The sequence below is a fragment of the Mesorhizobium sp. C120A genome, assembly GCF_030323105.1.
GTDB lineage: Bacteria > Pseudomonadota > Alphaproteobacteria > Rhizobiales > Rhizobiaceae > Mesorhizobium.
On sequence record NZ_CP100476.1, the window covers coordinates 3,477,409 to 3,498,357 of the forward strand.

General features: G+C 62.4%; 26 protein-coding genes. 17 read left to right on the forward strand and 9 right to left on the reverse strand.

Annotation, left to right across the window (positions count from 1 at the left end):
- The first annotated feature begins 334 nt into the window (after positions 1 to 334).
- From NL532_RS16695 to NL532_RS16720, 6 genes are all read left to right on the forward strand, one after another.
- Positions 335 to 931: a cold-shock protein gene (locus NL532_RS16695; RefSeq protein ID WP_031202859.1), complete on the forward strand. Its 597-nt coding sequence runs from the start codon at positions 335 to 337 to the stop codon at positions 929 to 931.
- Between the two features lie 113 nt (positions 932 to 1,044).
- Positions 1,045 to 1,617: a DUF192 domain-containing protein gene (locus NL532_RS16700; RefSeq protein ID WP_023691205.1), complete on the forward strand. Its 573-nt coding sequence runs from the start codon at positions 1,045 to 1,047 to the stop codon at positions 1,615 to 1,617.
- A 10-nt stretch (positions 1,618 to 1,627) separates the two neighbouring features.
- The gene (locus NL532_RS16705; RefSeq protein ID WP_023729814.1) at positions 1,628 to 2,395 is read left to right on the forward strand and encodes an alpha/beta fold hydrolase; all 768 of its coding nucleotides are present in this window, start codon (positions 1,628 to 1,630) and stop codon (positions 2,393 to 2,395) included.
- Positions 2,396 to 2,452: 57 nt separating this feature from the next.
- Positions 2,453 to 2,824: a hypothetical protein gene (locus tag NL532_RS16710; protein WP_023695388.1), complete on the forward strand. Its 372-nt coding sequence runs from the start codon at positions 2,453 to 2,455 to the stop codon at positions 2,822 to 2,824.
- Between the two features lie 70 nt (positions 2,825 to 2,894).
- The gene (locus NL532_RS16715; protein ID WP_023822943.1) at positions 2,895 to 3,209 is read left to right on the forward strand and encodes a hypothetical protein; all 315 of its coding nucleotides are present in this window, start codon (positions 2,895 to 2,897) and stop codon (positions 3,207 to 3,209) included.
- 39 nt (positions 3,210 to 3,248) lie between these two features.
- Positions 3,249 to 3,749: a GNAT family N-acetyltransferase gene (locus tag NL532_RS16720; protein WP_023828644.1), complete on the forward strand. Its 501-nt coding sequence runs from the start codon at positions 3,249 to 3,251 to the stop codon at positions 3,747 to 3,749.
- Here the strand turns inward: NL532_RS16720 and NL532_RS16725 are convergent.
- Positions 3,746 to 4,360 carry an HD domain-containing protein gene (locus NL532_RS16725; RefSeq protein WP_023822941.1) on the reverse strand — a complete coding sequence of 205 codons (615 nt, stop codon included), beginning with the start codon at positions 4,358 to 4,360 and terminating at the stop codon, positions 3,746 to 3,748. The genes NL532_RS16720 and NL532_RS16725 overlap by 4 nt on opposite strands.
- A 133-nt stretch (positions 4,361 to 4,493) precedes the next feature.
- Between NL532_RS16725 and cysE the strand changes: the two genes are divergently transcribed.
- Both cysE and NL532_RS16735 read left to right on the forward strand, forming a co-directional pair.
- The gene (gene cysE, locus NL532_RS16730; RefSeq protein ID WP_023667506.1) at positions 4,494 to 5,342 is read left to right on the forward strand and encodes a serine O-acetyltransferase; all 849 of its coding nucleotides are present in this window, start codon (positions 4,494 to 4,496) and stop codon (positions 5,340 to 5,342) included.
- A gap of 255 nt (positions 5,343 to 5,597) precedes the next feature.
- Entirely contained in the window at positions 5,598 to 5,801 is a 204-nt protein-coding gene (locus tag NL532_RS16735) for a DUF3126 family protein (protein WP_006200852.1), read from the forward strand.
- A 288-nt stretch (positions 5,802 to 6,089) separates the two neighbouring features.
- On the opposite strand, the gene NL532_RS16740 is transcribed toward NL532_RS16735, so the two are convergent.
- Positions 6,090 to 6,815 carry a hypothetical protein gene (locus tag NL532_RS16740; protein WP_023725760.1) on the reverse strand — a complete coding sequence of 242 codons (726 nt, stop codon included), beginning with the start codon at positions 6,813 to 6,815 and terminating at the stop codon, positions 6,090 to 6,092.
- A 110-nt stretch (positions 6,816 to 6,925) separates the two neighbouring features.
- Here NL532_RS16740 and NL532_RS16745 point away from each other — a divergent pair, with 110 nt between their 5' ends.
- Positions 6,926 to 7,294, forward strand: a complete 369-nt coding sequence (locus NL532_RS16745) for a DUF6949 family protein (protein ID WP_023710584.1) — start codon at positions 6,926 to 6,928, stop codon at positions 7,292 to 7,294.
- Between the two features lie 85 nt (positions 7,295 to 7,379).
- The gene (locus NL532_RS16750; RefSeq protein ID WP_023828643.1) at positions 7,380 to 7,907 is read left to right on the forward strand and encodes a gamma carbonic anhydrase family protein; all 528 of its coding nucleotides are present in this window, start codon (positions 7,380 to 7,382) and stop codon (positions 7,905 to 7,907) included.
- 244 nt (positions 7,908 to 8,151) lie between these two features.
- Here NL532_RS16750 and NL532_RS16755 read toward each other — a convergent pair whose 3' ends face one another.
- The 3 genes from NL532_RS16755 to NL532_RS16765 all read right to left on the reverse strand — a co-directional run bounded on the left by NL532_RS16755 (position 8,152) and on the right by NL532_RS16765 (position 10,426).
- Positions 8,152 to 8,760, reverse strand: coding sequence for a transglutaminase-like cysteine peptidase (locus NL532_RS16755; protein WP_023828642.1), 609 nt, complete (start codon positions 8,758 to 8,760; stop codon positions 8,152 to 8,154).
- 288 nt (positions 8,761 to 9,048) lie between these two features.
- Positions 9,049 to 9,666: a PilZ domain-containing protein gene (locus NL532_RS16760; RefSeq protein ID WP_023667501.1), complete on the reverse strand. Its 618-nt coding sequence runs from the start codon at positions 9,664 to 9,666 to the stop codon at positions 9,049 to 9,051.
- Between the two features lie 124 nt (positions 9,667 to 9,790).
- Positions 9,791 to 10,426: a PAS domain-containing protein gene (locus tag NL532_RS16765; protein WP_023828641.1), complete on the reverse strand. Its 636-nt coding sequence runs from the start codon at positions 10,424 to 10,426 to the stop codon at positions 9,791 to 9,793.
- 404 nt (positions 10,427 to 10,830) lie between these two features.
- On the opposite strand from NL532_RS16765, the gene NL532_RS16770 reads away from it, so the two are divergent.
- From NL532_RS16770 to NL532_RS16785, 4 genes are all read left to right on the forward strand, one after another.
- The gene (locus tag NL532_RS16770; protein WP_023828640.1) at positions 10,831 to 11,598 is read left to right on the forward strand and encodes a rhomboid family intramembrane serine protease; all 768 of its coding nucleotides are present in this window, start codon (positions 10,831 to 10,833) and stop codon (positions 11,596 to 11,598) included.
- Positions 11,599 to 11,747: 149 nt separating this feature from the next.
- Positions 11,748 to 12,179 carry a CBS domain-containing protein gene (locus NL532_RS16775; RefSeq protein ID WP_023667498.1) on the forward strand — a complete coding sequence of 144 codons (432 nt, stop codon included), beginning with the start codon at positions 11,748 to 11,750 and terminating at the stop codon, positions 12,177 to 12,179.
- 202 nt (positions 12,180 to 12,381) lie between these two features.
- Positions 12,382 to 13,881 (forward strand): Asp-tRNA(Asn)/Glu-tRNA(Gln) amidotransferase subunit GatB, encoded by a 1,500-nt coding sequence (gene gatB, locus NL532_RS16780; protein WP_023828639.1) that lies wholly within the window; start codon positions 12,382 to 12,384, stop codon positions 13,879 to 13,881.
- Between the two features lie 4 nt (positions 13,882 to 13,885).
- Positions 13,886 to 14,374, forward strand: coding sequence for a GNAT family N-acetyltransferase (locus tag NL532_RS16785; RefSeq protein ID WP_023828638.1), 489 nt, complete (start codon positions 13,886 to 13,888; stop codon positions 14,372 to 14,374).
- Between the two features lie 16 nt (positions 14,375 to 14,390).
- On the opposite strand, the gene NL532_RS16790 is transcribed toward NL532_RS16785, so the two are convergent.
- The 4 genes from NL532_RS16790 to panB form a co-directional block, all read right to left on the reverse strand.
- Positions 14,391 to 15,791 carry an ArnT family glycosyltransferase gene (locus tag NL532_RS16790; protein ID WP_050590938.1) on the reverse strand — a complete coding sequence of 467 codons (1,401 nt, stop codon included), beginning with the start codon at positions 15,789 to 15,791 and terminating at the stop codon, positions 14,391 to 14,393.
- Positions 15,792 to 15,973: 182 nt separating this feature from the next.
- Positions 15,974 to 17,134: a helix-turn-helix transcriptional regulator gene (locus tag NL532_RS16795; protein WP_023828636.1), complete on the reverse strand. Its 1,161-nt coding sequence runs from the start codon at positions 17,132 to 17,134 to the stop codon at positions 15,974 to 15,976.
- A gap of 224 nt (positions 17,135 to 17,358) precedes the next feature.
- Positions 17,359 to 18,216 carry a pantoate--beta-alanine ligase gene (gene panC, locus NL532_RS16800; RefSeq protein WP_023828635.1) on the reverse strand — a complete coding sequence of 286 codons (858 nt, stop codon included), beginning with the start codon at positions 18,214 to 18,216 and terminating at the stop codon, positions 17,359 to 17,361.
- Between the two features lie 11 nt (positions 18,217 to 18,227).
- Entirely contained in the window at positions 18,228 to 19,058 is an 831-nt protein-coding gene (gene panB / locus NL532_RS16805; RefSeq protein WP_023828634.1) for a 3-methyl-2-oxobutanoate hydroxymethyltransferase, read from the reverse strand.
- 326 nt (positions 19,059 to 19,384) lie between these two features.
- On the opposite strand from panB, the gene NL532_RS16810 reads away from it, so the two are divergent.
- The 3 genes from NL532_RS16810 to NL532_RS16820 all read left to right on the forward strand — a co-directional run bounded on the left by NL532_RS16810 (position 19,385) and on the right by NL532_RS16820 (position 20,909).
- On the forward strand, positions 19,385 to 19,783 hold the full coding sequence (locus NL532_RS16810; protein ID WP_023667491.1) for an NADH:ubiquinone oxidoreductase subunit NDUFA12: 399 nt from the start codon (positions 19,385 to 19,387) through the stop codon (positions 19,781 to 19,783).
- Positions 19,784 to 19,898: 115 nt separating this feature from the next.
- Positions 19,899 to 20,450, forward strand: a complete 552-nt coding sequence (locus tag NL532_RS16815; protein ID WP_023828633.1) for a DUF2155 domain-containing protein — start codon at positions 19,899 to 19,901, stop codon at positions 20,448 to 20,450.
- A gap of 75 nt (positions 20,451 to 20,525) precedes the next feature.
- Positions 20,526 to 20,909, forward strand: coding sequence for a hypothetical protein (locus NL532_RS16820; protein WP_023667489.1), 384 nt, complete (start codon positions 20,526 to 20,528; stop codon positions 20,907 to 20,909).
- The last annotated feature ends 40 nt before the right edge of the window (positions 20,910 to 20,949 follow it).

Sequence of the window (20,949 nt, forward strand, 5' to 3'; positions counted from 1 at the left end):
GGTTGCGAGGCAACATAAGGTCCACCCCGCCGAAGGGCAACGAGCATCGGACTGAAAGTGGTCACCGGTTTTGGAAAAATCAGATGGCTCTGACAAAAGCGCCGGACACAAGTGGTTGCCGATTTCGGCGAAATCCCTTGCAAATTGCCGACCGGTTGACCGCCTTGATGGATCGTCATTGCTGTCGGCAGCGACGCCGGCAAACAACAAGTCAGCTATTCCTGTATTCAACCGCGAAAAAAGGCACGGCAGGTCTTGCACACCCCGGAAGCGGCGGTGTTAATCTAATGTCAAGAATCACTTGCGGTTTTCTTGAAAAAAAGGGGGCGTTCTTATGGGGGATAAGGCCTCTTTCACGAGGCGGGATGAGAACCTTGACGACGCCCTGAAGAGTGACAGTGGCGGCGATAGCGCCGACCTTGTCGAAATCGCCGGCGCCATCAAATGGTTCGACGTGGCCAAGGGCTACGGTTTCATACTTCCCGATGACAGTTCTTCGGGCGACATCCTCCTCCATGTCACCTGCCTTCGAAAGGACGGTTTTCAGACTGCATTGGAGGGCGCGCGTGTCGTGTGCCTTGTCAAGCACGGCGACCGTGGTTTGCAGGCGTTCCGGGTGCTGTCCATGGACACCACTACGGCGGTCCATCCGGCCGAGATGCAGGAACAGCGCACCCATGTGGCGGTGACGCCGGAAAGCGGGCTCGAGCGGGCGCTGGTCAAGTGGTTCAACCGCACCAAGGGCTTCGGCTTTCTGACGCGCGGCGAGGGCACCGAGGATATCTTCGTCCATATGGAGACGCTGCGCCGCTATGGCATCACCGAGCTCAGGCCCGGACAGGTCGTGCTGGTGCGATTCGGACGCGGTGACAAGGGCCTCATGGCTGCCGAGATTCACCCCGATATGGGCACCTTGCCGGTCGCGCATTAGGACGCGAGCCTTCCTGAGGAAGTCAGGACGGCGTTTTTCTTGGTTTCACCACGATCTTATCCGAATACCTGAGACCACTTTTAGGGATCATGGTCTTTGGTCGAGGATTTCCAATGGCGTACAGGAACTGGCTGACAGCGGGCGCGCTCTGCGTCATCGTTGCGGTAGCCGCAGGCGCTTACTTCTATTCCGGGCAGCCGACCGCATCCCAGCAGACGATCGCCGGCGGTCAGGCGATGATCCTTCCCGTCGATCCGACACCCTTGGTCGTGGCGACGAAAGGGGGCGATAAATCCTTTTCGATCGAAGTCGCCGACACCGACTCGGAACGCGAGGCCGGCCTGATGTATCGCCAGGATATGGCCGACAATCATGGCATGCTGTTCGTCTTCGAGATGCAGAAGCAGGTCGGCTTCTGGATGCACAACACGCCGATGCCGCTCGACCTGATCTTTGTTGGACAGGACGGCAAGGTGCGGGCCGTCAAGCACGGCACTCCATTGTCCGATGCAGTCATCTCGCCGGGTGTGCCAGTGCGCTTCGTGCTGGAGCTCAAGGCCGGCACCGCCGCCAAAAACGGCATCGACCATGGCGATCTGCTGCGCCATCCGGCCGTCGGCACGGTGTCCGGCCCCGGCATGCCGCCATCGGACAAGGGCAACGCGCCCACGCCCGGCGCCGGCTGAGCCGCTCCCGATGCAATTCTTCTCCCATGACGGGTTCGACTTCGCCTTCCTCGACCGCCGGCCGGCGTCGGGGGCGGGCGATCCGGTGCTGATGATCCACGGCTTTGCCTCCAGCCACTATGTCAACTGGGTATCGCCCGGCTGGTTCAAGACGCTGAACGATGCCGGCTATCGCGCCATCGCCTTCGACAATCGCGGCCACGGCTCGTCGTCGAAAAGCTATGACGAGGCCGACTACACCCCGGCCAAAATGGCTTCGGACGCGGCGGCCCTGCTCGACCATCTCGGCATCGGCCGCGCGCATGTCATGGGCTATTCGATGGGCGCGCGCATCGCGGCGTTCCTGGCGCTGTCCGATCCCGACAAGGTGGCGACGCTGGTCTTCGGCGGCCTCGGCATCGGCATGGTCGACGGCGTCGGCGACTGGGATCCGATCGCCGAGGCGCTGCTGGCCGACGATCCGGCCGCCACCAGCCATCCGCGCGGTCGCTCCTTTCGCGCCTTTGCCGATCAGACGCGCAGCGACCGCCGGGCATTGGCTGCCTGCATCGCCACGTCGCGCGAACTGCTCAGCGAACACGACATGACGCGCATCGCCCAACCGACGCTGATTGCGGTCGGGACGACAGACGATATCGGCGGCTCGCCCGACGAGCTCGCCGCGCTGATGCCGAACGCCAAGGTGTTTCACATAGACGGCCGCGACCATATGCTGGCTGTGGGCGACAAGACCTTCAAGCAGCGGGTTTTGGAGTTTTATGCCGAAAATCCGCTTTAACCGGTAAGCGATTTTTCGGGCGATATGGATTGGGCGGCCGGCGAGGGGTGGCAAACAATGGCTCAATGGGGAAGAAGCGCCGACGCTCTGCCGGGCGCCGTCGTGACAAGCATGTTCGGCAAGCGTTCCGTCATCCTGGCGCTGCTCGCCTTCGGTGCCGGTGTGATAGCGCTGACCACAATGGTGGCGCTGCCGGCCCACGCATCCGAGCGTGCCCAGAACATCGCCACGGCTTTCTTCATGGCGGTTTTCCTGCTGGCAGGGCCGTTGGCGCATATTGCCGGATTGATTTTCGGGCTGATGGCGCTGGTGCGTTCGAACGATAGCCGCGTGCTTGGGGTCGTCGGCATCCTGCTCAACGGCGGCTCCCTGGCGGTTGGCTTCCTGCTGCTTGTGGCAATGGCATCGACGATCGGCGCTTTCACCTGATCGGGGACGAGTAATGGCCGGATGGGGAAGAAGCACGATAGCAATGCCCGGCGTGGCGGGGCGGAGCAGCTTGGGCAAACGCTCGGTGATCCTGGCCCTGCTGGCGTTCGCAATGGATTTTGCGGCGGTGGTCACGCTGGCGTTGATGCCAGGCGAGGCGTCGCTGGCCGCTCAAAACGTCCTCGGCGGGGTTTTTCTGGTGGTGTTTCTCGTTGCGGCGCCGCTGGCGCACATCACCGGCGTGGTTTTTGGCTTGATGGCACTGGGACGTTCAAACGACAATCATGTCCTCGGCATCGTCGGTATCCTCCTCAACGGGCTGTCGTTGGTGATCGGCCTGTTCTTTGTTTGGGCGGCCACCAAGTCCGTTGGCGCCTTCAGGTGATCGATCTTCGTCTGGCTTGCAGCCGGAGGCGGTGCCGCTTTGGTTGACCTTCTCGTCACCTATATGGACATGCGCCCGCGCGATTTGGCGCCTGCACGCGTCAGCCCTGCAGCAGCGACCACGGTGGCGCTGGAAAGGCTGGACAGCGCCGCTTACATCGACCTCTACCGCGCTGTCGGCGAGCCGGTGCAGTGGGACCAGCGGCTGCGCATGCCGGCGGAAGACCTCGAGCGCCTGCTGGCGCTGCCCTCGACACATATCCATGTGCTGCGCGTCGAGGGCGAGGCCGCTGGCCTGTGCGAATTCAACGGCGTCGGCCAGCCTGAGGTCGAGCTGGTTCATTTCGGGCTGGTTCCCGCCTTCCAGGGTCGCAGGCTCGGCCCGTTCCTGCTCGACCAGGCGCTTCGCGCCATCTGGTCGCGGGCGCCGCAAAGGGTCTGGCTTCATACCGACACATACGACCATCCGGGCGCGCAATCGGTCTACAGGCGCGCCGGTTTCAAAGCCTATGCGCAGCGCATGGAGACATTTCCGGATTAGGATTTGAGCGTTTCTAGAGACCGCGCCAGGTTTTGCCTGGCCTGGGGCTCGAACCTGTGGCGGAATTCCTGCGTGTGAAAAATATGCTGGCGCGCGAGGAAAGTCTTGAGAATCGCGCCGCGGCCGGCGCGCCACATAGGCTCCTCGACCCAGCCATATTCGCGTCGGACCGCTTGTTCATAGGCGTCGAAAGCGTCGGCTGACGCACCCAGTATCGCCAGGTCCATGTCGAGGAAAAGCGCTGCGTCGCGGAGGGCGTTCTCATCGGCAAGGCCCCGTGGTTGAAGGCTGGGCAGTTCATGCGTGGCAGTGGCGACGATCATCGCCGCGATGCGGCCGAGGCGCTCCGGATCGGTGCGGGCGGCAAGTTTGTCCTGCGCAAGTGCTGCACTCCTGGCCTCGTTGTCCTTGGCGCGGCTGTCATATATGGCGTCATGGAACCAGATTGCGGCTTCGACGGCGCCGGAATCGTGCAGCGATGCTCGATATTCGTCCGCCAGCGCCAGCAACGCCTCGATATGGGCGAGGTTGTGATAGTGGCGATCCGGAGCTTGATAGAGCGCGGAGAGCGCGCGTTTCAGCGGAGCGTCGATCAAGGGTTCGTTTTCCATGGCGGCTTGAATTTCCGTGAACCAAATCCATTTCACCGAGCACTAAGGAAAATTGAGTTCAATCGTGCTATGATCTGGCTTATATGTGCCGCCGGAGAATAGGCAAGCGGCCAGGACGCAGGATAAGACGTCGATGAACAGCATCAGCATTTCCCGCCCCACAATGGTCCAGCCGGTCGATCCGATCTGGCGTTCGGTCCGCGACGAGGCGATGGAAGCGGTCAACCGCGACCCGCTTCTGGCGGCGTTCCTCTATTCGACCATCCTCAACCAGGAGAGCCTGGAGGAAGCTGTCATCCATCGGCTCGCCGAGCGGCTCGCGCATCAGGACATCGGCTCCGACCTCATCCGCCAGACGTTCAAGTCGATGCTGGCCGACGACAAGGAATGGTCGTCGATCGTGCGTGTCGACATCCAGGCCTATTACGACCGCGACCCGGCTTGCGACCGCTTCATCATGCCAGTGCTCTATTTCAAGGGTTTCCACGCCATCCAGACGCATAGGCTGGCCCATTGGCTGTGGAATCAGGGCCGCAAGGATTTCGCCCTCTATCTGCAGAGCCGCTCGTCTTCGGTGTTCCAGACCGACATCAACCCGGCCGCCCGCATCGGCAAGGGCATCTTCATCGACCACGCCACCGGCCTCGTCGTGGGCGAGACGGCGGTGATCGAGGACGATGTGTCGATCCTGCACGGCGTGACGCTGGGCGGCACGGGCAAGGCCGGCGGCGACCGCCACCCCAAGATCCGTTACGGCGTACTGATCGGCGCCGGCGCCAAGATTCTCGGCAATATCGAGATCGGCCATTGCTCGAAGATCGCGGCAGGCTCGGTCGTGCTGTCGCCGGTGCCGCACAACAAGACGGTTGCCGGCGTACCGGCCCGCGTCGTCGGCGAGACCGGCTGCGACCAGCCTTCGCGCCAGATGGACCAGCTTTTGCCGTCGCAATCGATGGACCAGGTCGTGAGCTTCGACATCTGATTTGCAACACCCGGCGCGCCGGACTGAGTCCGGTTGCCGGCGCCGTTGCCTCTGAAGCATGATGCCGAAAAGTGTGAGGCGGTTTTCGGACGACATCATGCTCTACCTCCTTGATTTAGAGGCGGATTTGGATTCGACCTGAAATCATCCGGCCCCAGGGTTCGCGTTCTATCCAGCCGGCTTGCCTTTACATCGCCATTGTCGACGTGCCAGAAGCGCGTTCCAACGAGCAAGCCCGACGATCGGAGAAGACTTTTGAAGCCGGACGAAATCAGAAAGCTGGACGCCTATTTCAAGCGCGTCTTCCAGAATCCCAAACTCGAGGTGAAGGCGCGGCCGCGCAAGGAAGATTCGGCCGAGGTCTATGTCGGCGACGAGTTCCTCGGCATCGTCTTCAAGGACGAGGACGACGGCGACTATAATTTCTCGATGGCGATCCTCGACATCGATCTGGCCTGATCGCGGAACTGGGGATCGGAGTTGCCTATCTCCAACGAAGTGGGGAGATGAAGAGCAAGCCTCGGCGATCCTTCCCACCCCCCTCTGTCCTGCCGGACATCTCCCCCGCAAGGGGGGAGATCGGCAGTTCCTCGGCTCTTCTTCTGCAACCTCGATAATTGGCGAAAGCAGTGATGGGGGCGTAATTTCCCCCCTTGCGGGGGAGATGTCCGGCAGGACAGAGGGGGTGCTGTCCCGCCAACGTTCGTAAACTTCTGCGCCGCTTCGCTTCGCCCGAACAGAGGCAGGCTAGCGCCCCGTCTTCAGGACGCGCGTGGCCTCGGCGACGATAGCGGCGTCAAGCGCTGGCCAGTTGCCCAGCAACTCCCGGGGAAAGCGGTAGGTCAGGCTGAGGCTGTCGCCGACCTGAATGTCCCGCTCGCAGGGCGCCAGCGATTCCTCGGCGCTCGGTCCGCTCAGGCAGCGGACGACGAACGGGTCCTTGCCGGCCCGGTCGGCGACCGCAAGCACCTCGTTGAGATAGCCTGATTTTTCGCTAAAGCCGTAAATCGTCGTGCCGCCGGGGCCGGGCGCGCCGGGCTGGCTGATCAGCGCGCTATAGATCGGCGCGAAACGGCCGCTCATGTCGCGCGACATCATCTGCGGCTCGAACGACAGGAAGATGATGTTTTTGGCGGCCCCCGTGTGGTTGAAATCGTCGCGGGCGGCTTCGCTGTAGCCGTCCATTTCGGGATAGCGCAGATAGAGGTCGAGGCGCGAAGCGATGCCGTCGCGCCGCGCCTGCAGGAAGCGGATGGCGTTGGCCGGCACGGCAATGACATTGTTGCCGATCACCACCTTGTGGACTGTGGTGTCGTCGGTGTAGCCGGCCATGGAGATCGAGCGGCCCAACCATTTTCCGCCAAGGCTGATCGCCAGCGACAGCAGCGCCAGTGCGGCAAAGGCATAGAACACCCGCTTCATCAGCACGGAATCGACGACGTTGAACTCTTCGGCGGTCGCTGCCTGCTTCATCGCAATCCCCATAGTCGCCGCCGTCTGTCCCTGGGCGGCACACATGCCGTGGCACGGCTCTTGCTGCGCTGGACGCGACTGTGCGATCTCATGGTAAACGGAAGGTAAAGATGAGCCTGCTGCTGCCCGTTCTCTTCGCTTCTGCCGTCGGCCTCACTGCCTGCGGGCTTACCGGGTCCGTGATGGAACTGGCGGCGGGCCGCCGGCTTGCCTTTGCCGAGCCTTATGTGTCGCCGGCGTACATCCTGCGCTCGCTGGCCGCGACCGCTTGCGCCGGTCCGTTCATGCTCGCCAACGATGCGCTCGATGCGCGGCGCGAAGGCCGCATTTCGATGCTGATGCTGGTGTCCTGCGGCTGCACGGTGATCGCCTGGGCGCTGGCGCTGGGCATCGTGCTGATCGCCATTGCCTCCTGGGGCATTGGCTCTCCTGGTGCGCTTCAGCTTTTGGTGGAATCGCTGGCGCGGTATTTGCCTTGAGGCAATTGCGGGGGAAAACCGGCACGCGGTTTTCCTCGGATTGTTCTAGGGTTTGTCCCGGCCTGCGACGAATCGGAGACTGCAAATGCCGACCTATGCAATCGACGGAAAAGCGCCCCGTTTCGAGGATCCCGACAGCAACTGGATCGCGCCCGATGCGACCTTGATCGGCGACATCAGCGTCGGTCGCAATGCCGGCTTCTGGTTTGGCGCAGTCATCCGCGGTGACAATGAGGCGATCGTCATCGGCGCCGACAGCAATGTCCAGGAACACACGGTGATGCACACCGATCCCGGTTTTCCCCTGACGATCGGGCAGGGCTGCACGATCGGCCACCGCGCCTTGCTGCATGGCTGCACGATCGGCGACAACAGCCTGATCGGCATGGGCGCCATCGTGCTCAACGGCGCCAGGATCGGCAAGAATTGCCTGGTCGGCGCCGGCGCGCTGGTCACCGAAGGCAAGGAGTTCCCCGACAATTGCCTGATCGTCGGCTCGCCCGCGCGGGTGATCAGGACGCTGGACGACGCCGCGGTCGCCAGGCTGCGCGCCTCGGCCGCGCACTATGTCGCCAACGGCAAGCGCTTCAAGGCCGGGCTGAAGAAGGCCTGAACTCTATTCCTGTTTGACGATGATCTTTTCCGAACGGCAGGTCAGCGCAGCAAAAACCGGTTCTCACTTTTCGCTGCCGCGGTCCTTCGGTTCGGGATCATGGTCTGAAATAGTGGAGCCGGCCCGGGGACGGGGCCGGCTCCTTAAAACCCGGTCGTTGGGGACGGGGAGGGTGGGGACTCGACCGGGCTTTCTCGTTAGGCACGTCGCATTATTCGATGTGCTTGACCTCTGTGATGGCGTCCTAGCGGACGCTGGCAACCGCGTCGGCGCGACCGTCATTGATCGTCACCCACACGCCGGAATTCTGGTCGGACTGGCGCTTCAGGTAGGTGTAGTCGGTGTCGGTCCAGGACAGCACCTTGGAGTCCAGATTGTCGAGGATGAACTCGCCGAGGCTGGTGCGCACGGTCAGCACCGCGTGGCCGTCGCCATTTTGTTGGCGCGCCACGGTCATCAAGAGATTGCCGGCGGGAACGCCGAGCGCCATCAATTCGCGGCGCTTCTCCAGCGCATAGTCCTCGCAGTCGCCGAAGCCGCTGTCGGGATAGGACCAGACCTCTTCCTTACCCCACATTTCCATATCGGTGCGCGGCACGATCCGGGTGTTGACCGAATTGTTGACGTCGACGATCGCCGCCCACAGCTTGCGGGTCAGTTCGACCGGTGCCTGCTTCGGCGTGCGCTGAGCGCACTCCTGCGGCAGCTTCTGGCAGAATTCGTAGTGACCGACCGGCTGTGTCGTGCGGCCGCCAGTGTGCATGTAGGCCGGTCCTGCTGCTTGCGCCGTTCCCCAAGCGGAAAGCTGCATCGCCATTGCCAAGAGCAACAGCTTGCCCCACGTCTTTGCCATTCGTCAGTCTCCCCGTTTGAGGAGACAATGACAGCGTTGGATTTATTTGACGCAAAAACCCGAAGTAGACATTGAGTAAAAGCTCAATAGAATACGCGTAAAATTTGACCTATTTTAATATAAAATCGTTCAGGTCTCGGCGTAAACCCGCGGTGTCGGGGCGCGGATTTCCGGGTGGAGCCGTGGATTTGCTGCGTGCCGCTACAAGCTGGAGAGGCAGGCGGAACGCCGGCAACAAAAAACCGGCCGCGCAGGGCCGGTTCGTTTTTGCTGCCTGTTGCCGATCGTTCAGGCGCGCGGGGCGTTGAACTCGGAATCGAGCGTTTCCGGGCGTTGGATGACGGCGAATTCGATGGCAACGCCATCCTCGAAATGACGCACCACCTGGCCACGCATGGTGCCCAGCATGACCTGGATGCCGAGCGCCGGCTTGACGTCGATCTCGACCGCCGCGCCCGACAGCGACAGGTCGATGATGCGGCACTGATACTGGCGCCCATCGGTGAGCTGCAGCACGCTTGTCGGGTTGCGCGGCGCCACGCGTTCGTGGCGGCGGTCTTCCGGCAGGTCGAGTTCATGCTTGTTGGCGAGCCAGGTCAACTGCGCGGCCAGTTTGTCCTTCTTGCGATCCGAGGCAATGACGGTCATGGCAAAGCCGTCCTGCGAAGTGCGCGTCACCACGCCCTCGATGCGGCCGATATGATCGATATAGGCAATGATTTTTTCGCCCGGCATGCCGACGCGCTCGGTGCGCAACGCGACATTGCCTGGTGACATATCGACGACCTGGCAAGGGTGTTCGGTGCGGTCCTCCAGCATGAAGCGCCCGTAGATCTTGACCCGGACGCGCTGAAAGTTACGCCTTTCGGCGCGGGACGGTGCGTATTCGACCGCCGCTGACCTCATGACTGCCTACACCCCGTTGGCATTCCCGCGTCGTGCGTGGAATCTCGGCCAAAACTACAGCCAAGCAGGTTAACAAAGGAGAAAAGTGGGTCGCCGATAGTTAAGATTAGCGCCGGCTTGGAGACTATTGCTCGCGCCCGCCGTCGAACACGACGAGGTGGCGGATACGGCGCGACCGACCGAGCGCCGAGATGGTCTCCGGCGCTTCGAGTTCGGGAGCCAACGACGGAACGGATATTTCCGGCCGGTTTTTCAGGAACATCGGTTCCTTGTCGGGATCGATGACCCGGATGGCGTCGATCAGCGCGTCGGTGATCGGGTCGGCGCCCAGCCAGAACGGCTTTTCCACGGCGCTGATGACGCCGAGGCAGCGCGGGTTCTCGACGCCGCCATCGAGCGGCAGCGCAAGCAGTTCGAAGTGGTTGGAACGGCCGTTGCGGCTGAATCCCTCATAAGTGATCGACACCACGGATTTCTGCTCGAAAACGCCGTGAATAAGGCGCGACACCAGCCGCTGGTCCTTCTCACGCCATAGCGAGGGGAACGAAAACCCCTTGAGCTCGCGGCCGTAGCCGGCGCAAAGCCTGGTGCCGGCAAGCCGGAACACCGCTTCGCCGCGCGTATCCCTTTCCAGGATGAAGGTGTCGGCCAAAAGCGCCTTGATGTCGGCCGGTTCGACCTCCGAACGCTTTGGGGCAGGACGTCCACCACGCAGGCGATTCCAATAATGGAACAGCGCGATTGATCCGTTCTGGTTCATGCTATGAAACTCCGCGCATTCTGCCGTCTGATGGTCCCATCGGTGAACAGAAAGGGCGCCCTCCGATGACCTACATGCGTTCCGGAGCAGGATGCGTGCCAGCGTCGTTAAGACTTGTTCACGGGTCGGGGACGTTAAGGTTAACAAACGGTTTACGTTGCGCGCACAGGCTCGCCATGGCACACCAAAACCACTCCAGAAGCGGTCGTTTCGCGACGACCAACAGCACTTCGGTCAATAGTTTTAGGGGAGCAGGGGGCTCGACCAGCCGTTCAAGGGAAACCTTGGACGGCTTCTTTTTGATTCGCGCCCCTGGTGATTCGCGGTTGTGATTCGTAGTTTGTGATTTGTCCGGGCATGGCCTAGATGCTCGCGACGACACGCAAATCCCTGGATCAGAGCATATGAGCGAACCGGCCGGCCCCTTGGAGACCGAACAGACCGCGGAGGCGCCGCCGCCGCGCCGCGAGCCGGTGTTCAACCTGCCACCGGTGGTGCTGGCGGTGATCGGCATCTGCGTTGCCATCTTCCTGCTGCAGCAATATGTGCTGACCGAAGAGCAGCAGATAACATTGCTCACCGACGGCGCCTTCATTCCGTTCCTCTATACCGGCCAATACGGTTTCGACTGGTTCCTCTTCACCCGTCCTTTCACCTATGCCTTCATGCATGGCGGCGTTGCCCACATTGCCATCAACATGGTTGCGCTGGCCGCCTTCGGGTCGCCGCTGGCCAACCGTCTCGGCTGGTTCTGGTTCGCCTTGTTTTTCGCCGCCACCGGGCTGGCCGCGGTGGTGCTGTTCTGGGCGGTCCATCCATACGGCGAAGCACCGCTGGTCGGCGCTTCCGGGGCGATATCGGGCATGCTGGGTGCGGCGGCTCGCTTCGGGTTCCGTACCGACCGCTCCTCCGGCAGGGCGGCCTTTGCCGGTCCCGTGCTGCCGATCGCAATCGTTTTGCGCATGCGCGGCGTCGTCAATTTTCTCGGCGCCTGGATGGTCATCAATCTCGCCACCGGCCTTTACGGTCTCGGGCTCGGAGAGCCCGGCCAGATCGCCTGGGAAGCGCACATTGGCGGCCTCGTCGCAGGCTTCTTCGGGTTGCGCTGGTTCGACCGGCGCTGGCGGGCGCCTGAATGGGAGATCCCCGACGACCAGCGCCCCCCCGACTAGCGCACTCTATTGGCAGCCCACTGGCACACCCCACTGGCACACCCCACTGGCACACTTGAAAAGCAACCGATCACGGCGCACGATGTTCACTCTTATGTGAAGCCGGTCAGGGCGGGAGCTGGCTAGCCAAGCAGGAGGAGGAGGACGCCATGACGGTTAAGGCAATTCTCGAGAGAAAAGGCCATGACGTGTTCACGCTCGGGCCGAATGTAAAGCTCAGCGAAGCCATTCGAATCCTGGCCGACCACAAGATCGGTGCACTGGTCATCACCAATGGCGATCGCAAGATCGTCGGCATCCTTTCCGAGCGTGACATCGTGCGGGTCGTCGCCAGGGAAGGCGCTGCCGCACTTGATATAACGGTACGCTCGGCGATGACGCCGAAAGTGAAGATCTGCAACGAGAACCACACGGTCAACGAGGTGATGGAGATCATGACCAAAGGCCGTTTCCGCCATCTGCCGGTGGAAAAGGATGGGCTGCTCGACGGCATCGTGTCGATCGGCGACGTGGTCAAGCGCCGCATCGAGGATGTCGAGCGCGAGGCCGACGAAATCAGGGCCTATATCGCAACGGCCTGACCTGACGAAGAAACCGCCGACCGAATACCGGCCGGCGGCGTTCATTCTATCGGTTGCCGAGCGGCCGAAAGGGGCTGAAAAGACCAGCCCGCTGCTCTGCGCTGCTTTGGGCGCTTGTCTCGCGAAGCGGTTTGCACTAGCGAAGACCGATACCCAAATTCGCGAAAATCGCAGTTTTCGCGAGCCAAAAGCGCAGGCCACCATGACCCTTATCGATACCCGCACGCCCGATGCCAAACGTTTTATTCCCGGCGCTACCGGCGATTGGGAGATCATCATCGGCCTCGAGGTTCATGCGCAGGTGACCTCGGAAGCAAAGCTGTTTTCCGGGGCGTCGACGACTTTCGGCGCGGCGCCCAACGCCAATGTCAGCCTCGTCGACGCGGCCATGCCCGGCATGCTGCCGGTCATCAATGAGGAATGCGTCAAGCAGGCGATCCGCACCGGCCTCGGATTGAAGGCGCAGATCAACCACAAGTCGGTGTTCGACCGGAAAAACTATTTCTATCCCGACCTGCCGCAGGGTTACCAGATATCGCAGTTCAAGCAGCCGATCGTCGGCGCAGGCACGATCGTCATTTCGGTCGGTCCCGACCGGCAGGGCGAGTTCGAGGACATCGAGATCGGCATCGAGCGCCTGCACCTGGAGCAGGACGCCGGCAAGTCGATGCACGATCAGCATCCCACCATGTCCTATGTCGATCTCAACCGCTCCGGCGTGGCGCTGATGGAGATTGTCTCCAAGCCCGACATGCGCTCCGCCGACGAGGCCAAGGCGTATGTCACCAAGCTGCGCACCATCGTGCGCTATCTCGGCACTTGCGACGGCAACATGGACGAAGGTTCGATGCGCGCCGACGTCAACGTCTCCGTTCGCAGGCCCGGCGGCGAATTCGGTACGCGCTGTGAGATCAAGAACGTCAACTCGATCCGCTTCATCGGCCAGGCCATCGAGTTCGAGGCGCGCCGCCAGATCGCCATCCTCGAGGATGGCGGCAAGATCGACCAGGAAACCAGGCTGTTCGACGCCGTCAAAGGCGAGACGCGCTCGATGCGCAGCAAGGAAGAGGCGCATGACTACCGCTACTTCCCCGATCCCGACCTTTTGCCGCTGGAATTCGACCAGGCCTATGTCGACGCGCTGGCCAAGGAGTTGCCGGAACTGCCCGACGACAAGAAGGCGCGCCTGATCTCCTCACTTGGCCTGTCGACCTACGACGCCTCGATCCTGGTGTCGGAAAAGCCGATCGCCGACTATTTCGAGCAGGTGGCCTCGGGCCGCGACGGCAAGCTTGCCGCCAACTGGGTCATCAATGACCTGCTCGGCCAGCTTAACAAGGCCGGCAAGGACATTGAAAATGCTCCTGTAACACCGGAGCAGCTCGGTGCCGTGATCGACCTGATCAAGGAAGGCACCATCTCCGGCAAGATCGCCAAGGATCTGTTCGAGATCGTTTGGAACGAGGGCGGCGATCCGCGCCAGCTGGTCGAAAGCCGCGGCATGAAGCAGGTCACGGACACCGGCGCCATCGAGAAGGCGGTCGACGAAGTCATAGCCGCCAACCCCGACAAGGTCGAGCAGGCTCGCGCCAAGCCGACCATGGCCGGCTGGTTCGTCGGCCAGGTGATGAAAGCCACCGGCGGCAAGGCCAACCCGCAGGCGGTCAACGATCTGGTCAAGGCCAAGCTCGGTATCGAATAGAACAATGTTCGTCCGCACCGCCAGCGAACGTGACCTTGCCGCCGTCCGCGCGCTGCTGGTCGAAACCTGGCACGCAACCTACGACGCGATCTATGGCGCCCAGCGGGTGATCGAAATTACCGACGACTGGCATTCGATCGCCTCGCTCAAGGCGCGGCTGACAAGGCCGAACTCGGAATTCCTGGTCGCCGATGACGGCAAGCGTATCGGCGGCATGGCTTTTGCCGCCGCAACGGCGGATGCGAAGATCGTGTTGCTGAACCAGCTCTATGTACTGCCGGCCTGCCAGCGGCAAGGCATCGGCCAGGCCTTGCTGGACGAGGTCGAAGCCAGCTTTCCCGAGGCAAACACTTTGCGGGTCGAGGTGGAACAGGCCAACGTGCCGGCCATCGCCTTCTACCGTTCGAAGGGATTTTTGCCGGCCGGCAGCACCGCCGATTGCGGCGGCGGTTCGGGGTTGCCGGCGCTGATCTTCGAGAAACCGCTGGGATAGGCGTCCGACGAAACGTTCAGTGCTGTCCTTTCAGGACGACCAGATAGCCGCGTTCCACCGGCTGCCGGAAGGCGGTCTGTTCGGATGTGCCCGGATCTTTCGATTGCTTTTCGATGACGTAGCCGCCGGGATGAGACTTGAGCCATTCCTCAGGCTTGTCGGCGTTCTCGAATGGCTTCTCTATTCGCCCAAGGAAACCGACCTCGCCCTGATAGTCGTAAGCGACGGCCCAGTCGGCGTCCTTTCGTTCGTCGATGAAGCTCGCCAGCGGCGTGAGATCGTAGCGTTTGAACACGGTCGCCGAGGCGGCGGCGTGGCCGATGGCGAAAAGGGCAAGCATGACAAAGGCCGTCGCCCTCAGCCTGGCTACTGAAATCTCGGCCATGAAGTAGCCCAGCAGAATGGTCGCGAACGGTAGTGCCGGCACGACATAGTGCGGCTGCTTGCCGGATATGGCGCTGAAGACCAGCAGCACCGCAATGAACGAGAACGACAGCAGGCGCAGGGCACGCAGATCCGGGGATTTCGTGTCGATGAGGCTGCGTATCCGGGCAGCCGGCTTCAGCCGCCACACCGGGGGGATAAAGGCCCAGGGCACGAACATGAGCGGCAACAGCATCAGGTAAAAGTAAAACGGCCGGCCATGCGAATTGTGCAGGCTTCCGGTAACCCGACCTGCCGACTGGTTCCAGACGAGGTCGTAGACGAAACTGCCCTTGGTCAGGATGGTCGCGGGCGCCAGCCATATGGCGACCGGGACAAGGGCGGCGAGAATTGCCAGGCCGGCTCCGGCAAAGAACTGCAAAGGGGCAAGGCCGGCTCGCCGGTCACGCCAGAGAGGATAGAGCAGGACGGGCGCGCCGATGTGAATGAGCACGACCGGGCCTTTGGCCAGCACGCCGAGCCCGATGAACAGACCCGCCAGCACCGCCTGCCAGCGGTTGCCGGTCCTGGCGAAGCCCAGCAACGCCAGCAGTGCGGCGACCACACAAGCCGTCAAAAGCATGTCGAACAGGATCAGGGTCGAATAGATGACAAAGACGGTGCTGCCGGCCACCAGCCAGGGGATGCGACTGGCGATGTCCGGGCGCTCGGGAAACAGGGTTTTGGCCAGAAGTGTCGTCAGCCAGATGACCAGCGACGAGGCGGCGAAGATGACGAGCATCGCCGCCGCGCGGCTCACACCGAAGATGTTCCAGACGAGATCGATGAGCCAGAACAACAGCGGCGGCTTCTGCAGATAGGGCGCAAAGTTCATCGTCGGTACGAAGACATGTCCACCGAGATACATCTCCCAGGCGACGCTGAGATAGCGCGTCTCATCGACCGGCAGTAGCGGACGGAAAGCGAGCGCGATGCAAAGCAGGGCCAGCAGGAAGAGGTAAGGCAGCAGCCGTTCAATTCGTGTCGGTATCAAGTTCGGGGACCGCCCAGGAAATGGTTTCCACGTCCGGTCGTGCACGATGCACCGTCTCCGGACCGGAGCAGAACCGCACCATGATTTTGGCCGAATTGCAACGATGCCGGCTTGGTATCGTGGATTACGCCTGCGTACCGGCAAATAGTTGAAAAATTTGACGATTGGCTCCGAGTATGGCTTCAGGCCGAGCGCAGCGGCGGCGTCAATTCGCGCATCAGGAGTTCCAGCTCTCGCTGGTCGCCGGTGGCGGTCTTGTCGAAGATGGTTGCCAGCTGTGATTTGACGGTGCCGTCCGAGACGCCGCTGGCAGCCGCGATTTCACGCCGTGTCAGCCCGGCGGCGACATGGCCGGCGACACGCTTTTCCGCTGCGGTCAGTCCGAACAGCGCAGCGATCGCTTCCAGCGCCGGCACTGATGCGGCGCCGGCGGCGGCAATGAAAATGGCCGCGGCGGCGCGCGGCGATATGCGGGCCGAAATGTCGCGTCGCGCCAGAGGCATGACATGCGCCACCGCCGGAGACATGGCCTTCACCAGCGGAATGTTGATGCCGGACGGTCCGAGCGCGAATTCGTCGCGCGTGCCGAGCTGGACGGCGCGGCCGATGGCGGTGTTGGCGTTGGCATAAGCGAAGGACAGCTGGCCGCGCACCGAGGACACTGAGGCGGTTTCGGTGAGCAGGGCTTCGGCTGCCCGATTGGCGAAAATGATCTGCATATCGTCGGCGACGATCAGCACCGGATGGTCGAGGCTCTCGAGGATCGAGCGAAAGACGTCGGCCTTGCGCCGCTCGGCCTCGAACAGGTCGCCGATGGTCACCGCACGCCGGACATGGGGGGCGAGCGTGGACATCAGGTCGATATCCCTGGCTGAAATCTGGGGCCTGTCCTTGTCGGTAACCACCATCAGCGTGCCGGCGCGCGCCGGCTGCTTCATCAGCGCCACCCAGAAGAAATCGTCGAGACGGTTGGGTTCCACCCACTCGCGCACGATGCGGCTTTCGAGCCAGTTCTGGCGGGCGTCAGGGCCTTGCAGGGCGTAGACGCTATCGACGGTGAACGGCATGTCGATTTCCATCTTCGGCACCGCCTTGAAGAAGGGCACCTCGCAGGCGTAGTCGCGCTGCAGCGGCTCAAGCAGGACCGGATCGCCGCAGGAAGTCGAAAACCGGGCCGAGTTTCTCGCCGTATCGACGACCGCCAGCATGGCAAGCCGGCCGAGCGCCAATTTGCAGATTGATTCGAGCGTCGATGGCCAACGGCCGACATCGGCAATCGAATCGTAAATCGCTTCGACGATCTGCGGCAGGGCGCGACCGAATACGTTGGCTTGGACAGACACGTAGAGCCTCGTAAGTATTGCAGCGTAGTGGCAGGTAACACACTGTCTCTGCGTGGGGTCGCACACAACATAGCCGGCTTGGTTAAGTCTGTGAAACGTCTCACAGCGGCGTTCGGTGTATTGTGAGCGCTTACGGGCTGGCCAGAACGTGCCTGATGAGCCGTTGTCTAAGAGCGCTCGGGCCGGTCTGCGATACAAATCAAAGTGAACGGAATTGGAATTTTTCAGGGAATAAATGAGGAAACTTCCACATTGTCGATCAACCTGGTTCTGCCAAGCCACGCTGCGGCAAGCAGGCGGCCATCGCCGTCACGCCGCCACGAGGTGAGCGTCAGGCTCTCGCGTGCGGCGACGTAGTCGACGCTGTCGAAGCCTGCCTCGAGAAGCGCGGCAGTGGCTTTACCGGTAACGCCGTTTTCATCGGCACCGGCCGCGAGCGCTGCCGCCGTCTGGCGCAAGATGACATTGAGCTGTCGCGCGACGTCGAGCTCGGCGGCGTCGAGATAGGCGTTGCGCGACGACATTGCCAGGCCATGCGCATCGCGCACGGTTGGCGCGCCGACGATGTCCACCGGCAAGTCGAGATCGCGGCAGAGCTTTCGGACGACGCAAAGCTGCTGGTAGTCTTTTTCGCCGAAGATGGCGTAGTCGGGCAGGGCTTGCAGAAAGAGCTTGGCCACGACCGTGGCGACGCCCTCGAAGAAGGTCGGCCTGAAATCCGATTCCAGGCCAGAAGACGGGCCGCCGACCGAAATCTTCGTCGCAAAGCCTGCCGGATACATCTCGGAAACCGTAGGCGTGAAGGCAAGCTGTGCGCCGGCCTCGGTCAGCCGGTCGAGATCGCGGGCCAGCTGACGCGGATACTTGTCGAGATCTTCAGTGGGGGCGAACTGGGCCGGGTTGACGAAGATCGAGACGACGCAGCGATCGGCCGTTGCGAGCGCGGCCCCGACCAGCGAGATATGGCCGTCATGCAAAGCGCCCATGGTCGGCACCATGGCGACGCTCAGGCCTTCGCGCCGCCATTCGCGGATCTGCGCGCGAAGGCCGGGCACGGTGTCGACGACGAGCGGCTGGCGGATGGGGGGCCGGTTCATGCCTTGTCCTTGTCGCTCGCGGCTGAAAAGACGTGGCCCGGCCCGGGGAAGGTGCGGCTGCGCACCTCCGCCGCATAACGCGCCGCGGCATCGGCGACCGCGCTGCGCAAATCGGAGTATTCCTTGACGAATTTCGGCACCCGGTCGACCGTCAGGCCGACCATGTCGTCGATGACCAGGATCTGGCCGTCGCAATCGCGGCTGGCGCCGATGCCGATGGTAGGAATGGTAATGTGCCGGGTGAGGTCGGCGGCAACGGTCTCGACCGTGCCTTCGATGACCAGCGAAAACGCGCCGGCCTTTGCGACCGCGTCGGCGTCGCGCATGAGCGCGGCCACATTCTCCGGGGTGCGGCCCTTGATCTTGTAGCCACCGTCCTTTTCCACCGATTGCGGCTGCAAGCCGATATGGCCCATCACTGGAATGCCGGCCGCGACGATTGCGGCGATCTGGAGGGCGACGTCGACGCCGCCTTCCAGCTTCACCGCCTGGCACCCGGTTTCCTCAGAGATGCGGCGCGCCGAGGCAAGGGCTTGCGCGGCCGAAGTCTCGTAGCTGCCGGCCGGCATATCGACCACCACGCAGGCCTTTGCCGAGCCGCGCATTACGGCCTGGCCATGGGCGATCATCATCTCCAGCGAGGCGCCGAGCGTGGTCTTGTGCCCATGCAGCACCATGGCAACGCTGTCGCCGACCAGGAGAAGGTCGACATGATCGTCGAGCAGGCGGGCGACGGGATAGGTGTAAGCGGTAAGGCATACGATCGGCACGCCGCCCTTGCGGGCGCGTATTGTCTCCGCACTGATCCTGGCGACAGCTAAGGCCATTCCTCACCTCCCGCAGCCGGCGTTGACTACAGCGCCGCGCGTCCCGTGGACGCGCAAAGGACGCTGTAGCACTTGGGTTTGCGCATGATCCTTTCCGAAAATCGATTTCGATTTTCGGGGTCATGCGGCAGCGCCGGGCGATGAGAGCTTTAGGAAGACGCAGCCGGCTTGGCAAGCGTCGGTTCGCAGGTGCGAAATGGATCGGCCAATGACCGAGCGTTTCGGCATGCCGTCAGTGCCGCAGGCGCCGCAAAACCCTTGCCTTCGCGGAGTCCTGACGCCATAAGCAGGAAGCAGGCACCGCCGTGCGCCCCGCGAGGATCTGAATGAAAACTTTCCTTCTGCAGTTTTTCACCTGGTGGAACCGCCAGACGCTGGGAACCCGTTTTCACACATGGCGCCACGGCAACAAGGTCGGCCAGGATGGGGCCGGCAACGTCTACTACGAAGGCGGCGTCGATTCGGAAGGCCGCACCCGCCGCTGGGTCATCTACGCCAATTATTCGGAGGCGTCGGCGATCCCTCCGGGCTGGCACGGCTGGATGCATCACCGCGTCGATGTGGCGCCGCCAAGCGACGACTATCGCCCGCGCGAATGGGAAAAGGCGCACGAGCCGAACCTGACGGGAACACCGGCGGCTTATCGCCCGAAGGGTTCCGTGCTCACCAATCAGCACCGTCCGCAGGTGACGGGCGACTACGATGCGTGGACGCCTGGTTCTTGACCGCCGGCCGGTCCTTTGTCGCCACAATTGGCGTTTAGCTGCTTGCTGATATGACAACGGCGAATAGCCTTGGGCGTGACAGAATCACCCGGGCCCAAACCACCGGTATCTCCGCATGAACATTTTCAGCCTGACATCGATGGCCGGACTGGCGGCAATTGGCGCTGTCGCCATGTTCCCGACAGCGTTTGCCGCGGCGCAGGCGCCTGCGGCAGCACCGGCAATCTCCGATCGCATCACCAATCCGGTCGCCGAATTTGCCGGCATCGACAAGATCACCGGCCGTATCATCACCTTCGATGTCTACATCGACGAAACCGTGCAGTTCGGCGCTTTGCAGGTGACGCCGCGCATCTGCTATTCGCGGCCGGAGAATGAAGAGCCGAAGACCGATTCCTTCGTCGAAGTCGACGAGATCACGCTCGACCGCAAGATCCGCCGCATCTTCACCGGCTGGATGTTCGCCGAGAGCCCCGGCCTAAACGCCGTCGAGCACGCCGTCTATGACGTCTGGCTAAAGGGCTGCAAGCAGAAGTCGGATGTGCCGCCGCCCGACGCGGCCAGTGCCGAGACGCCCAAGGTCGACGCGTCCAAGCCAAAGCCCGCCGCTGCTCCGGCCGCCGAACAGCCAGACCCCACGGAACCTGACGCGACCAACACCAACTGATCCTCCGGAACCGTGGTGGCAACTATGCGTTGGGCCATGGACGATGACGCATTTATGCGCTTGGAGGATATTCTGATGTCGGACAGCAAACGGATCACGGCCAGCAAAGACGACCTGCTCGAACTCGAAAAGGGGTTCTGGACGGGCGACGAAGCTTACTACGCCGCCAATGTCGACACAGAATGCCTGGTGGCATTTCCTGAGATGGCACAGGCAATGGACAATGCCGATCTGGCCAAGACAGCGACCAAGCCCAACCGCTGGCGCGACCTTCAGATCGACCTCAAGGGTATCATCGAGCCCGGCAGCGACATTATCATGCTGACCTATGAGGCTCATGCGACACGGGAAAACGGCGAGCCCTACGCGGCGCTGGTCAGCACTGGCTATGTCCACCGTGTCAACGGCTGGAAGATGATGTTCCATTCGCAGACGCCGATGGAAACCGCGAAGGGCTGACCCCTTTCACCGGTCGAGCCGGCTCGGCCGCTCGGTCTCC